Annotated in this window: 14 protein-coding genes; 9 read left to right on the top strand and 5 right to left on the bottom strand. The window is 64.4% G+C overall.

What is annotated here, in order from left to right; translation table 11 throughout:
* Positions 1-134: 134 nt before the first annotated feature.
* On the bottom strand, positions 135-935 hold the full coding sequence (locus ACIPY3_RS21735; protein ID WP_400337352.1) for an IclR family transcriptional regulator: 801 nt from the start codon (positions 933-935) through the stop codon (positions 135-137).
* A gap of 174 nt (positions 936-1,109) precedes the next feature.
* Between ACIPY3_RS21735 and ACIPY3_RS21730 the strand changes: the two genes are divergently transcribed.
* From ACIPY3_RS21730 to ACIPY3_RS21695, 8 genes are all read left to right on the top strand, one after another.
* Positions 1,110-1,613 (top strand): tripartite tricarboxylate transporter TctB family protein, encoded by a 504-nt coding sequence (locus ACIPY3_RS21730; RefSeq protein WP_400337350.1) that lies wholly within the window; start codon positions 1,110-1,112, stop codon positions 1,611-1,613.
* 2 nt (positions 1,614-1,615) lie between these two features.
* A complete protein-coding gene (locus tag ACIPY3_RS21725) occupies positions 1,616-3,118 on the top strand; it encodes a tripartite tricarboxylate transporter permease (RefSeq protein ID WP_400337348.1) in 1,503 nt (500 codons plus the stop codon).
* 54 nt (positions 3,119-3,172) lie between these two features.
* On the top strand, positions 3,173-4,174 hold the full coding sequence (locus ACIPY3_RS21720) for a tripartite tricarboxylate transporter substrate binding protein (protein WP_400337346.1): 1,002 nt from the start codon (positions 3,173-3,175) through the stop codon (positions 4,172-4,174).
* Between the two features lie 71 nt (positions 4,175-4,245).
* A complete protein-coding gene (locus tag ACIPY3_RS21715) occupies positions 4,246-4,878 on the top strand; it encodes a methyltransferase (protein WP_400337344.1) in 633 nt (210 codons plus the stop codon).
* Between the two features lie 116 nt (positions 4,879-4,994).
* Positions 4,995-5,786 (top strand): DUF1932 domain-containing protein, encoded by a 792-nt coding sequence (locus ACIPY3_RS21710; protein WP_400337342.1) that lies wholly within the window; start codon positions 4,995-4,997, stop codon positions 5,784-5,786.
* A gap of 79 nt (positions 5,787-5,865) precedes the next feature.
* On the top strand, positions 5,866-7,203 hold the full coding sequence (locus ACIPY3_RS21705; protein ID WP_400337340.1) for a TRAP transporter large permease subunit: 1,338 nt from the start codon (positions 5,866-5,868) through the stop codon (positions 7,201-7,203).
* Between the two features lie 10 nt (positions 7,204-7,213).
* Positions 7,214-7,468 carry a hypothetical protein gene (locus ACIPY3_RS21700; RefSeq protein ID WP_400337338.1) on the top strand — a complete coding sequence of 85 codons (255 nt, stop codon included), beginning with the start codon at positions 7,214-7,216 and terminating at the stop codon, positions 7,466-7,468.
* The gene (locus ACIPY3_RS21695; RefSeq protein ID WP_400337336.1) at positions 7,465-8,448 is read left to right on the top strand and encodes a cyclase family protein; all 984 of its coding nucleotides are present in this window, start codon (positions 7,465-7,467) and stop codon (positions 8,446-8,448) included. The genes ACIPY3_RS21700 and ACIPY3_RS21695 overlap by 4 nt, the downstream gene beginning before the upstream one ends.
* A gap of 3 nt (positions 8,449-8,451) precedes the next feature.
* Here ACIPY3_RS21695 and ACIPY3_RS21690 read toward each other — a convergent pair whose 3' ends face one another.
* Positions 8,452-8,961: a MarR family winged helix-turn-helix transcriptional regulator gene (locus tag ACIPY3_RS21690; protein WP_400337334.1), complete on the bottom strand. Its 510-nt coding sequence runs from the start codon at positions 8,959-8,961 to the stop codon at positions 8,452-8,454.
* A gap of 24 nt (positions 8,962-8,985) precedes the next feature.
* Positions 8,986-10,704, bottom strand: a complete 1,719-nt coding sequence (locus ACIPY3_RS21685) for an AMP-binding protein (protein ID WP_400337332.1) — start codon at positions 10,702-10,704, stop codon at positions 8,986-8,988.
* 142 nt (positions 10,705-10,846) lie between these two features.
* On the opposite strand from ACIPY3_RS21685, the gene ACIPY3_RS21680 reads away from it, so the two are divergent.
* Positions 10,847-12,061: an acyl-CoA dehydrogenase family protein gene (locus ACIPY3_RS21680; RefSeq protein ID WP_400337331.1), complete on the top strand. Its 1,215-nt coding sequence runs from the start codon at positions 10,847-10,849 to the stop codon at positions 12,059-12,061.
* Between the two features lie 117 nt (positions 12,062-12,178).
* On the opposite strand, the gene ACIPY3_RS21675 is transcribed toward ACIPY3_RS21680, so the two are convergent.
* On the bottom strand, positions 12,179-13,429 hold the full coding sequence (locus tag ACIPY3_RS21675; protein ID WP_400337329.1) for an RNA polymerase sigma factor: 1,251 nt from the start codon (positions 13,427-13,429) through the stop codon (positions 12,179-12,181).
* The gene (locus tag ACIPY3_RS21670) at positions 13,429-13,770 is read right to left on the bottom strand and encodes a YciI family protein (RefSeq protein WP_400337327.1); all 342 of its coding nucleotides are present in this window, start codon (positions 13,768-13,770) and stop codon (positions 13,429-13,431) included. The genes ACIPY3_RS21675 and ACIPY3_RS21670 overlap by 1 nt, the downstream gene beginning before the upstream one ends.
* Between the last annotated feature and the right edge of the window lie 37 nt (positions 13,771-13,807).

The raw sequence follows: 13,807 nt of genomic DNA, 5'->3' as shown, positions 1-13,807 counted from the left end.
CTGAACAACCTCAGAAACCAAACGATTCGAGAACTTCACCACGGCAATCGACACCCTTCAATAATCAGGTGTTGCGATCACCGCATGATTCGAAGCGCTGGGAACAACCACAAGTGCCAGTCAGTTGGGTGGGGCTAGTAAACAGATCCTTGCAGGATTTCGGACAATCGGCCGGCCGCACGCTTGAGCTCGGGAACCCCGGCCTTGAGTGCTTCCTCCGTGGCGGTCTCCACGGGACTGGTCAGGGAGATGGATTCGCTGGGCCGCGCGGTGGGGTGTGGAACTGCGACGGCCACCGAGAGCACGCCGGTGGCCCGCTCGTCCTCCGAATAGGCGAAATCAACCCCGTCCTGGGGGAGGCGGCTGCGGAGTTCCTCCACCGTGAAGGTGTCCTTCTCGTGGCCTGCCGTGATCGCCGCTGCGGTCACTTGGTCCAGCTCGGCATCAGGTGCCGCCGCCAGCAGGATTTTGCCGGCGGCTCCAACGGTGAGGGGCAGCCGCTTGCCCAAGGGAAGGTCGTAGCGCAGCGGAGATTCGCCGTCGACGCGTGCCACCAGGATCCGTTCAAAGCCGAGGCGGGTGTACAGCGAGGCCGTAAGCCCGGTTTGGGTGGCCACCTGCTGCAGGATGGGCCGCGCGGCGACCACCAAAGGATCGTTCTCCAGGTAGCTCCGCGCTGCGGGCAGTACTGCCGGGCCAATGCGATAGGACTTGTCCGTTTGGCTGACCATGCCGAAGTCCTGCAGGACACGCAGTATCCGCAATGTGGTGGGAAGGCTCATTCCGCACGTCCGGGCAAGGTCGCTCAGCCTCTGCGGGCGTTCGGCCCGCTGCAGCTCGGCAAAGACTTCCATGGCCCTGGAGAGGGAACGCATGTTGGCGGCCTTGGGGCCGTCCTCGGCTGCGCCGGCTGAGTGCGTGGAGCTCACGGTCATCCTTTCATTCTATGTAACTTCCTTGCGCTTGACATGCATTGTGGCTCCTGTCACTATTTCTTCATACGCAATGTTCTTTCATTCTATGAAATCAAGATCCGCACAATGTAAGCGTTGGAACGGACTCTGACGGTCTGCGGAATGCAAAGAACCACCAAACGTAAGAAGGAAACCATGACAACGGAGTCACTTATCGCCGAGCCCCGGGCCAAGGGGCGGGTGGCGAAATCCGTGCTCGCGGGGATTGGCGCTTTCGTCGCAGTCGGCGTCTATGTCCTCATCAGTTCCATCGGCCTCGGCCTCTGGACCACCCTTGGGCCCGGGCCGGGCTTGTTCCCCTTTGCCATGGGCGTCCTTCTGGTGGCCATGTCCGGCATCTGGCTCGTCCAGGAGCTCCGCAAACCCAGCGAAACGCCCGGGGGAGTGGACGGCGGGCTGGTGATTGCCGTCGTCGTAAGCCTGGCGGTACTGGCCGCCGTCCTTGACCTGCTCGGCTTCCAACTGGCCATGTTCCTGTTCCTGCTCTACCACCTCAAAGTGCGTGGGCGCCGGGGCTGGATCTCCTCGCTGATCATCGCGCTCGCGGGCAGCGTGGGGGCCTTCTACGCCTTCAACTACGGGCTCAACGTCGCCCTGCCCACGGCGGGCATCCCCTTCCTGAACTCGATCGGACTCTAGACGTGGACACACTCAACGAACTGCTTGGCGGCTTCGCTGCGGCGATGACCTGGCAGAACCTGATCTTCGCCTTCCTCGGTTGCCTGCTCGGCACCATCATCGGAGTGCTGCCGGGCATCGGTCCCGTGGCCGGCGTCGCGCTGCTCATCCCGCTCACCATGAACCTCGATGCCACCGGGGCGATCATCATGCTGTGCGCCATCTTCTACGGCACGGCCTACGGCGGAACCATCACCAGTGTCCTGCTGAATACCCCCGGCGAAGCAGCCTCGGCGATCACCACCATCGACGGTTATGCCATGACCAAGATCGGCAAGGCCGGAGCGGCCCTGACCATTGCCGCCGTCGGGTCCTTCGTGGGCGGAACCATCGCCACGCTGGGACTCGTGGCGGCCGCGAAGCCGCTGGGTGAGATGGGCCTGCTGGTTGGCCCGCCGGAATTCTTTGCCTTGATGGTGGTGGGCATCTCGCTGCTTGTTGCGCTGGCCGGGAAGTCCATGGTCAAGGCGCTCATTTCCGGAGCCTTGGGCCTGCTGATCTCCATGGTGGGCATCGACCCCGTTGCCGGCGCTCCCCGGTTCACCTTCGGCTCGGACAACCTGCTTGACGGCGTCAGCTTCGTGGCGGTGATTGTGGGCGTATTCGGACTGTCGGAGATCCTCTCCTACCGGAAGGGGGCCACGGCGGACACCGTCCACGCGCCCGGCTTGAAGTCGCTGCTGCCCAACCGTACGGAGTGGCGCCGCAGTGCTCCGTCCATGGCGCGCGGCACCGGCATCGGATTTGGCCTGGGACTCATCCCCGGCATGACGGGTTCGGTGTCCTCACTGCTGGCGTACGGTGCCGAGAAGAAGTTCTCCAAGCACCGCAACGAGCTGGGACACGGAGCCATCGAGGGTGTCGCGGGACCGGAAACGGCCAACAACGCCCACGCCAACGCAGCCCTCATCCCGTTGTTTACGCTGGGCATTCCGGCCTCGCCCACCATCGCCGTGCTGATGGGCGCGTTCCTGCAGCAAGGGCTGACCCCGGGTCCCACCCTCTTCACCGAACACTCCGAGATCGCCTGGGCCATCATTGCCAGCCTGTTCATCGGCAATCTGCTGTTGCTGCTCCTGAACGTTCCGCTGGTGGGCCTCTGGACCTCCATCCTCCGTGTGCCGGCGTCCATCCTGACAGCCCTGATCCTGCTCTTCATGGTGATCGGTGCCTACACCATCAACTTCAATGTCTTCGATGTGTTCGTCATGATCGCGTTCGGACTGCTTGGCCTTGCCCTGCGGCACCTCGATATTCCGCTGGCCCCCATGGTGCTGACGCTCGTGCTCGGGCCGCTCATGGAGAGGTCCCTGCGCGAGTCGCTGGAGATCTCCCAGGGCGACTTCGGAATCTTCGTGAACCGGCCCATCTCCATGGTGCTGATCGGGGTGGGGCTCCTCATTGTCCTCAGCCCGCTGCTCAAGCTCCGCAAGCCCAAGGCGCTCACCGAAGACCCGGAAACGTAAACAACCCTTCATCGCCCACGTTCCACCCGCAACACTTCAAAGGAGAAGACCCCCATGCCCCGTGTACGCATCGCTGCTGCCTTCGCAGCCGTAACCCTGATGGCCCTCACCGGCTGTGGCGCCAACGCCGGCGCAGCCAACAATGCCGCCGACGACTTCCCCAAGAAGGGCAAATCGATCGACTTGATCGTCTCCTTCTCGTCCGGCGGCGCCGTGGATACCGCGGCCCGGCTGGTCCAGCCCATCCTCGAAAAGGAGCTCGGCACCAACGTCGAGGTCATCAACAAGCCCGGTGCCGGCGGACAGATCGGCTACACGCAGCTCACCAGCGCCAAGCCGGACGGCTACACCATTGGCGCCACCGGTTCGCCGTCCGTCGTCGTTTCCCCGCTGGACCCGGCCCGCGGCGCCAAGTACACCCGCGACAGTTTCCAGCCACTGGGACGCCAGGTCATCGACCCCACGGTCATCGCGGTCCAGCCGGACAGCCCGTACAAGACGCTCAAGGAGCTCCTTGATGCGGCCAAGGCCAAGCCCAAGTCCATGACGGCCAGCACCACGGGACTGCAGACCGGCGAACACTTCGCGCTGGCCCAGATGCAGGAAACCACCGGGGCGGAGTTCGCTCCCGTGCACTTTTCCGAAGGCGCCTCCCAGGCAACCACGGCCTTCCTCGGCAAGCATGTGGACATCCTGGTGGCCAACGTCAGCGACGTCACGGACCTGTCCAAGCAGGGCAAGGCGCGTGTGTTGGGTGTCATGACGGCCGAGCGTGCGCCCTCGCTCCCGGACGTGCCCACGTTCAAGGAATCCGGCTACGAGCTCGAGGCCGGCACGGTCCGTGGGTACTCCGCGCCGGCAGGCTTGCCGGACGCCGTCGCCAAGAAGATCGAAGCAGCCCTGCAAAAGGCGATCGAAGATCCCACGGTGGTCCAGAAAATGAAGGACCTCGGCCTGCAGACGAGCTACCTGAACGGCTCCGACTACAAGCAGTTCTGGGCCTCCCAGGAAGAGGACTTCAAGAAGGTCCTGCCCCTGATCCAGAAGAAGGACTAGCCCAGAAGAAGGACCAGCCCGGAAGAAGGACTGGCCCGGCCGGGCACAACCCTCCAGAAAGAAGAGACACCATGACATCTCCCGTCCTCGACCACATCGACTCCGACTTCCCCCGTCCCGACCGGGCAGTGCTGGATCGCTTGGCGAAGTTGCCTGCCGCCAACATCGGCGACGCTATGGACCGGCTTGGCGTGGCCGACTCGGCCATCCAGGCCATCTGGTCCGGCGCCCGCCTGGCCGGGCCGGCGTTCACTGTCTGGACCCGTCCGGGTGACAACCAGGGCATCCACCAGGCCCTTCAGGTGGCCCAGCCCGGGGACGTGATTGTGGTAGCCGGTGGCGCCGACGAATCGCGGGCTTTGCTGGGCGAACTGATTGGCGAAAAGGCCATCAACCTCGGCATCGCAGGCTTTGCCCTGGACGGGGCCGCCCGGGACGCGGAGGCCCTCGCCGAGATCGGAATGCCCGTCTTCGCACGCGCCATCACCCCGGCCGGACCGTACAAGAACGGTCCTTCCAGGCTGGGTGGCCCGGTGGCTTTCGGCGGCGTGCCCGTGATGCCCGGCGACATTATCATCGGCGACCCGGACGGCGTGGTGGTCATCCCGCGCGAGCAGGCTGCCGCCGTCGCCGACGCCGCCGAGGCGGTCTTCGCCGACGAAACCAACCGGCGGGCAGCGATCATCGCTGACCGCCACAAGTAGACGCCGGAACACGCCGGAACACGCCTGGACCTGCCGGAGCCAAGCAGCGGACCTCCGTTCCCGGTCCGGCAGGTCAGCACCGGCGTGCCCACTGAACCCCACAGAAAGACAAGATCATGACAGTTTGCACGGTCATCGGCCTCGGAGAAGCCGGAGCCACCTACGCCGCAGCGCTCGTTGCTGCCGGTCACCACGTCAAGGGGTTCGACCCCGTGGCACCGTCCACGCCGGCCGGGGTTGTCCGTGCTTCGACCGCAGCTGAAGCCTGCGCCGGGGCGGACATCGTCCTGGTCCTGACAGGGGCGGCCGCTGCCCCCTTCGTCGCCGAAGAGTGCCTTCCCGTCCTTGCCGAGGGCAGTTGCTACGCAGACTTCACCTCTTCCGCTCCACAGGTGATGCAGGAACTCGGACGCATTCCGTCCGGGGCGCTCTTCGCTGACGTCGCCATCCTCGGCCCGGTGCCGACAGAGGGTGCCCGGACACCCCTGATGGTCAGCGGTCCCGGTTCCGCGGCGGTTGCCGCGCTGCTCGCTCCCCTGGGTGCCGACGTCGAAATTGCCGACGGCGAACCGGGCGCTGCCATGGCGCACAAGCTCTTGCGGAGCGTCCTGATGAAAGGTTTGGCGTCGGTGGTTGTCGAGGCGGTCACGGCAGGGCGGGCAGCCGGGCTGGAGGAGTGGATCCGCGGCCAGATTGCCCGCCAGTTGGCAGGCGACGGACAGGCAGTGATCGACCGCTTCCTGGTGGGCACAGCCAAGCACGCGCAGCGCCGCTCGAAGGAAATGCAGGACACCGCGGGCTACCTCGCGGACGACCTGAAAGTGCCGGCAGAAATGACGACGGCGGCTGCCGCGGCCCTGGTGCGGATGGCCGCCGAACCAGCCCAGCCTGCGGCAGCCTTGCGCTAAGCGGCACAGCGGGAAGAATCGGGACAAGAGCAACAATGAAGTACGCAGCAGCTACGCCAAACCCGTCAGGAGCAACGCCATGATCGGCATCTGGGCCCTCGGAGCCTATCTTGCCGTGATCCTGCTTTGGACCACCCTGTTGAAGCGCAGTGTCGGGGAAGCAATGATCATCGGCTTCCTGGCCGTCCTCCCGTTCACCGGAGCCGCCGCAGCCCAGGTGGGCTGGGCGTCGCTGTACTCCGCAGTGACGGACGAGATCGTGTACGCCACCATGGCGTTCGTTTTCATGGGGTATCTCCTGGACAAGACGGGTGTGCTGGACAAACTGATTGACCTCTTGAACTCGATGATCGGCGGCGTGAAGGGTGGCCCGGCCTGGGTTTCCACCGTGGCATCCGCGGGCCTGGGAGGCGTGGTCCACAACCAGGCAGCCATCGCCGCGACCGTGGGTTCGGTGACCATCCCGTGGATGGAGAAATCCAAGCTGGACAAACCGGCCGCTGCCACGCTGGTGGCGGGAAACGCGGGCATGGGCATCACGTTCCCGTTCAGCGCCTCCATGTTCGTGCTCGTGGGATCTGCCACCGTCGGTCCGCTGCTGGACGTCAACGACCTCGTGCTGCCCTTGCTGGTGGGTGGCCTGTGGTGCTTCCTGCACCGGCTGGTGGTGACCTGGCTGTTGGTCCGCAGAAGCGGCATGACGCCCTTGGATCCAGCCCATCGTCTGGCGGTCAGGACGGCGTTCGGCCAAGGCTGGGCAACGCTGCTCCTCTTCGTGGTGGTGGCTGTTCCGCTGATTCTCACCTCGGGAGCCATCGCCTCCGCCCTGTCCGACTGGACCGGCGGGGACGTCGCCAAGTCCTTGAGCGTCATTGTGTGGATCCCCGTGGTCCTCATCATCACGGGCGCACTGCTGGGGTGGAAACTGCTGCCCCGGAACGGCAGGGCCTGGTGGGACCTGCTGCAGTCATCGGCTCCGCGCTTCGGGGTGGTGGGAATCACCGTGGTGTTTGCCTTCGCCGGGGCCAATGCGCTCGCCGCCACCGGGTTGCCGAAGCAGATGACCGCACTGCTGGGCCAGATGAACCTGCCGCTGTGGCTGCTCGCGATCCTGATCGGGCTGATCGTGATCGCCGTAGCCGCGCCGCTGTCCGCCACCGCCACCATGGCCGCCGTCGGAACCGTGGGCGTAGCCACCCTGGTGGCAGCCGGAGTTCCGGCGACCACCGCAGCCGTCGCCGTGCTGGTGTTTTCCTCCTGCGAGGCCGCGGTCCCGCCAGGCGGTGCCCCGCTGTACGTGGCGTGCGGGATCGCCGACGTCAACCCGATCAAGACCTTCTCCAGGCTCCTCACGCATTACGCCTTGCCGTTGCTGGGCATCGGTGTGCTGATCATCCTGGGCATCCTCCCCATCTAAGGAACACCCCATGCAACAGATACGACGAGCCATCCAGGTAGTCTTCGTGATCACCCTCGCTTTGCTCCTGGCCGGGGGAGTGGTGTTCGTGCTGGGACAGGCCGCGGGATTGGCGGCCGGGCAGGGCGTTTGGCTGACGTTCCTCAACGAGTTCTTCAAGCCGGGGATGTGCGTCGCGGCCTCTGTGTGTGCCATGGCTGGGTTTCTGCTGAGCTACAAAAGCCGGCAGGGAGCGGAAACGAAACAGGAGGCAGGCACGCGATGAAGGAATCACCAGCCGACTATCCGAGCTACGCCCAGTTGCTGCGGCGCGAAGGGCGGCTCGCCGGGACATCATGGGAGCTCTTCCCCGAGAAGGACCGCGGGACGCCGTCCTTCATTACCCCTGAAGCGGTCCTTGCGGCGAAGGAATGCATCCGAACCGGAACGGTTTTTGGCCTGGACTACGCAGCCGACGATTTCGACCCCGGGATGTCGCTCAAACGAGGTGCACCCCGGCACATCATCTATTCAGCCCACCCGGCACACCGCGACGACTACCTGGACGGTTACTACCTCCAAGGGTCCACGCAGATCGACGGTCTCCGGCACCGGCGGGCGGACGATGTGGGGTTCTACAACGGCACCCCGGACCATCTGGTGTGCGAAGGCACCCCGGAGCTCGGCATCCAGGAATGGGCGGAGCAACCTATCGTCGGGCGGGCTGTACTGGTTGACCTCGAAGGATACCGTGCGGCGCAGGGATTCCCGATCGATCACCCGGCCGGCGAACCACTGGGACTGGGGTTGATCCAGGCCGCCATCGAAGCCCAGTCCCTTGAGATCCGGCCGGGAGACATCCTGCTGCTGCACACCGGCTGGTGCGAGTGGTTCCTCGGGCTTCCATTGGAGGAGAAACGGGAGGTCCGTTCCAGCCGCAAAGCAACCGGGGTGGAACAGTCCGGCGAATTCGTGGCCTGGGCTTGGGACAACCGGCTCGCGCTGCTGGCAGCCGACAACTTCGCTTTCGAATGCCTCCCGGCTGTTCCGGGCAGCCCGTTCCTGGAGTCGGCTCCCAACGACAACGGGATGATGCACCAGCAACTCCTCGCCAAACTGGGCATGCCGCTCGGTGAACTGTGGCGGCTGGGTCCGCTGGCCAGGCACATGCGGACAACCGGTGCCTGGGAGGCGTTCGTCAGCGTCAAACCACTCAACATCGTGGGCGGAACCGGGTCGCCCGCCAACGCGACGGCGCTGACCTGAGTACTAATCGTCGGTGAAATCCCCGGCATCCCTGCGGAAGGTGCCCAGGACGCGGATGAGGTGGTCGACGTCGTCGTCCTCGAAGCCCGACTTGCCGAAAACCTCGGCGTTGAGCGCCGCCGTCGCTTTTTTCGCAAGGGCGCGGCCCTCGGCGGTGAGCTCGATCAGCGTGGTCCTGCCGTCCGTGGGGTGCGGCGAACGGGCCACCAAGGCGGCCCGTTCCAAACGGTCGACGGCGTTGGTCACCGAGGTGGGATGCACCTGCAGGAGGGCGCTGGCTTTGTTCATGGGCAGCGCACCGCTGCGGGCGAAGCTGAGCAGGGCGAGGAGTTCGTAGCGCGCGAAGGTCAGGCCGAAGGGTTTGAGGACCGTTTCGATGCGGGCCAACAGGATCTGCTGCGTCCGCATGATCGCGGTGATGGCAGCCATGGGCGCGGCGACGTCGCCCCAACCATGCCGTTCCCAGTTCCGCTGGGCGTCGGCAATGGGGTCTCGGGGGAGCGGGTTGCCCATGGGCCTCCTTGGTGGTGTGGGGGACTAGTCTTTCAGATTCGGGAACTCTTCTTCCGTGTATTCCACGCCCAACCCGGCGGGCAGCGGGCCGTCTCCATGCCGTTTGATCTCCGTGCCGCGCAGCTCAACCCGGCGGATCTTGCCGGAGATCGTCTTGGGCAGTTCGCCGAATTCGAGCCTGCGGATCCTCTTGAACGGGGCCAGGTGCTCCCGGGCGTAACGGAGGATGTCCTCTGCGACGGCGGGTCCGGGTTCGTAGCCGGAGGCGAGCACCACGAACGCTTTGGGCACCGAGAGCTTCAGCGCGTCGGGCGAAGGTACGACGGCGGCCTCCGCCACTGCGGGGTGTTCGATCAGGACGCTTTCGAGTTCGAAAGGCGACAAACGGTAGTCCGATGACTTGAAGACATCGTCGTCCCGGCCGACGTAGGTGATCACGCCATCAGCGTCCCGGCTGGCCATGTCTCCGGTGTGGTAGAAGCCGTCACGGAAGGCTTCCGCCGTTTTCGCCTCGTCGCCGAAGTAGCTTTTCATGAGTCCCACGGGCCGCGGGTCCAAGCGCAAGCAGAGCTCGCCGTCGTCGGCTTCTTCACCGGTGAGCGGGTCCACCAGGACGACGTCGTACCCGGGCAGCGGCCTTCCCATGGAGCCGATCTTCACCGGCTGTGCAGGAGTGTTGGCGATCTGGACGGTGGTCTCGGTCTGGCCGAAGCCGTCCCGGATGGTCACGCCCCAGGCTTCCTCCACCTGGCCGATCACCTCCGCGTTGAGGGGTTCGCCTGCGGAAACAACCTTGTGGGGCGGGTTCTTCAGTTGGGTGAGGTCCGCCTGGATGAGCATCCGCCACACCGTGGGCGGGGCGCAGAAACTCGTGACACCCTCGCGGTCCATCTGTTCCATGAGGGCTGTGGCACTGAAGCGATCGTAGTTGTAGATGAAAACGGAGGCTTCGGCGATCCACGGGGTGAAGACGTTGGACCAGGCATGCTTGGCCCAGCCGGGAGATGCAACATTGAGGTGGATGTCGCCGGGTTCCACGCCGATCCAGTACATGGTGGACAAGTGACCCACGGGGTACGAGGTGTGGGTGTGCTCCACCAGCTTGGCCCGCGACGTGGTGCCCGAGGTGAAGTACAGCAGCAGCGTCTCGTCCGCATGTGTGGGGGCGTCGGGAGTGAAGTCCGTGCCGGCGTCGTGGGAGTCTTCGTACTGTTTCGCGTCAGCGACGGTGCGTTCCCGGCCCACCTCTATGAGCGTGTAGTTTCCTGTGACCTCGGCGAACTTGCCGATGTTTCCGCTGCCGACAGCAACCCATGACGCCCCGCCGCGCTCCACCCGGTCCTGCAGGTCGCGGGCGCCCATGAGCGTGGTGGTGGGGATCAGGACGATGCCGAGCTTGATGCCCGCCAGCATCAGCTCCCAGAGTTCCACCTGGTTGCCAAGCATGACGATCATGTGCTCGCCGCGTTTGACTCCTTGTCCGCGCAGCCAGCTGGCCACTTGGGAAGACCTCTCCGACAGTTCTTTGAACGTGCGCCGGGTGGAACTGCCGTCCTGCTCGACGATCACGAGTGCTGCTTGGTTTTGCCGTTCCGGGGTAGCGGCGATCTGGTCAAACCAATCCAAGGCGAAGTTGAAATGTTCGAAGCGGGGCCAATGGAACTCGCTGTGTGCCTGACCGTAATTCTCGCGAAGCCCAAGCAGGCGGTCGCGGGCCGCACGGAAGTCGTCGGTGACTGTCATAGTCCGCCTTTCGCTGGGGCATCGACGCCGGACCTGGCGTTTGTGGGCCGCTGAGCCGGCCTAGTGATCCACATCACCTTGCAATATACTAGGACATCCAAGGGTTTGGAAGAGCCTGCGCGGGACATGACGAAGGGGTCACATGCTCGACGAAAAAGCCGGCACGGCCACAAGCGGTGCGGCCAAGGAAAATGTCCTCCCTCCTTATCCGGAGGCGGACCTGATGTACGTGGTGGACCTGCTCCCCGACGGGGAACGCGCCCGCTACGCCGAGGTGCGCGAGTTCCTTCAAGGGCAGGTGCGGGCCGCCAGCATCGACTACTGGAACCGGGAAGAGTTCCCCTTTGGCCTGCTGGCCGACATGGCCAAATTTGGGCTCGGAAGGCTGCAAACGGATGGCTCATCGAAGCTCTTCAAAGGGCTCATGTACACCGAGATCGCCAGGGCCGACGTTTCGCTCTCCGCGTTGGTGGGCATCCACAACGAGCTCATCGTCGGAATGATCCACGAGTTGGGGTCCCCCGAGCAGAAACAGCGGTGGTTGCCGGGGCTCGAATCCTTCACGCAACTGGGCGCCTTCGCACTCACGGAACCTGACCACGGCTCGGACATCGCCGGAGGACTCTCGACGACGGCGCGGCGCGACGGCGGCGAATGGGTCATCAGCGGCGCCAAGCGCTGGATCGGCGCCGGTACCATCGCGGACTTCGCCCTGGTGTGGGCCCGCGATGAAGCCGACGGGCACGTCAAGGGGTTCATCGTGGAAACGGACCGGACCGGTTACTCGGCAACAAAGATCACGCACAAGATCGGCCTGCGCATCATGCAGAACGCGGACATCGTCCTGGACGAGGTCCGGGTGCCCTTGGACAATCTCCTTCCTGGAGCTACCGAGTTTTCCCGCGCCAACGATTTGCTGCGCGACTCCCGGGCGTGGGTCGGATGGCAGGCCGCGGGGATTCAGCTCGCGGCCTTCGATGTGGCCCGAAGCTACGCGTTGAGCCGGTTCCAATTCGGCCGGGAGTTGGCACGCTTCCAGCTTGTCCAGCAACAGCTCGCGGACATCCTGGGCAATGCCCACGCTTCGTTGTCCCTGATGGTGGAACTCGCCCGGATCCAGCAAGCGGGAAAGCTGGAGATGGTCCAGGCTGCTATGGCCAAGGCCACCACCACCCGTTTGGCCAGAGCCTCCGTGGCGATGGGGCGCTCGCTGCTGGGCGGCAATGGGATCACCACGGATTACGAGATGGGGAAACTCTTCGGAGACGCCGAGATCCTCTATACCTACGAAGGCAGCTACGAGATCAACTCGATGATCGTTGCCCGGGCTGTGACGGGTAAGTCGGCGTTCGTCTGAGGGGCACATGCCCTGCTCCTGTGTCCCGAGTGGAGGACGACATGCTCGCGGGCCGTGCCCTCTGCCGAATCGACGCCGAGGTGTCGTTGAAATCGACAGGAACTCCGAACTGGGCCCCTACAATCCGAGTTGGTCGAGCCGAGCGGCGAGGAAATCGCGCTCAACGCCGTTGCCTGTCAAGAGCAACGCCTCCTCGTAGGCTTCTCTCGCTGCGGTTGTTCGACCCAGCTGAGCGAGAAACTCGGCCCTGGCCGAGGAAAGGTAGCCGTAGTGGGCCAATTGTGGTTCACCGGTTAATCGATCGAGTTCAGTGAGGCCTTCTTTCGGCCCAAGCGCAAATCCGATTGCAATCGCGCGATTCAGCGAGACGACCGGTGTGGGCCACACTTCGAACAGCAGGTCGTAAAGGCCGACGATCTCTGCCCAGTCGGTTTCGGGCCACGATGGGCTCTGATCGTGCACAGCGGCGATCGCAGCCATGATGGTGAACCGACTCGGAGCCTGCAACCGTAGCGACTCGCGGAGCAGCCGCGCACCCTCGTCAATGAATTGCCTATCCCACCGAAGTCGGTCTTGATCCCGCAGAAGGACGAGCTGTCCATGCTCATCGAGTCGCGCGTCGCGGCGCGCGTCAGTGAGGAGGATCAAGGCGAGCAACCCGCCGACATCGGGGTTATCAGGCAGGAGAACCCGAAGCAGTCTCGCCAGTTCCAGCCCACGTTCAGCGAGATCGTGACGCATCAGTTCTTCGCCGGTCGGAGCGGTCTGACCCGTTGTGAACACCAGGTGAATGACCGACAGCACCGCTCTCACCCTGCCGGGCAACTCCTCCAGGGGAGGAACTCGATAAGGGATGCGAGCGGTTTTGATCTTCTTCTTCGCTCGCGTAATTCGTGCCGCCATCGTCGCCTCGGGGACCAAGAAGGCTCGAGCAACGTCAGCAGTGGACAGTCCGCAGAGCAGCCGCAAGGTCAGCGCGACTTGCGCTTCGAGTGCTAGCGAAGGGTGGCAACACGTGAAGATCAGCCGGAGCCGATCGTCGGGAATGTCTTCCAGGTCGAAAGGATCCGGCGTCGTCGCGTCTGCTTGTTCAGCAAGTTTGGGGAGCGCGCGCAGCGCGGTTGCCGCCCGACGATGAATGTCGAGTGCACGTCGCCGGGCGGCGGTAGTCAACCAAGCACCAGCATTAGCGGGGATGCCGCGCGAGCCCCATGTCTCAAGAGCGCGAGCGTAGGCATCTTGAACGGCTTCCTCGGCAAGTCCCAGATCACCGATGACCGGGACTGTGGCTGCCAGCACGAAGCCCCACTCTCGGCGATGTGCATCCGCCACAGCTGCTGCAACGTTCGCGCTGGCAACCACGCCCATCAGCTCACCAGTCGGATCGGACGGACCTCGACACCGCCGAACGGTGCCGGGACCTCTTTCGCTATTTCCAGAGCCTCGTCCAGATCGGCTGCCTCGATTATGTAGTAGCCACCCAAGGCTTCCTTCGATTCCGCGAACGGGCCGTCCGTGACAATGAAGTCACCTGCGCCGTCCGACCGGAGCGATGTTGCCATCGCCGCTGGCTCCAATGCGGCACCACCGACAAGCACACTCTGCCGTCGCTCCATGAACTCCCTATACGGGGCACTGATTGTCTCGCCAGCCGCCTGACTCGCTGCCGTCTCGTCGCCGTAGATAAGAACCAGATACTTCGCCATCATTTAGCCTTTCTTCAAGCTCTCCACTAGAGCTATCACT

Origin of the sequence: Paenarthrobacter sp. NPDC089714, assembly GCF_044748905.1 — a bacterium.
In the GTDB taxonomy this organism is placed as follows: domain Bacteria; phylum Actinomycetota; class Actinomycetes; order Actinomycetales; family Micrococcaceae; genus Arthrobacter.
The sequence above is the reverse complement of the archived record's forward strand: the minus strand, read 5'-3'. Positions and strand labels throughout refer to the sequence as shown.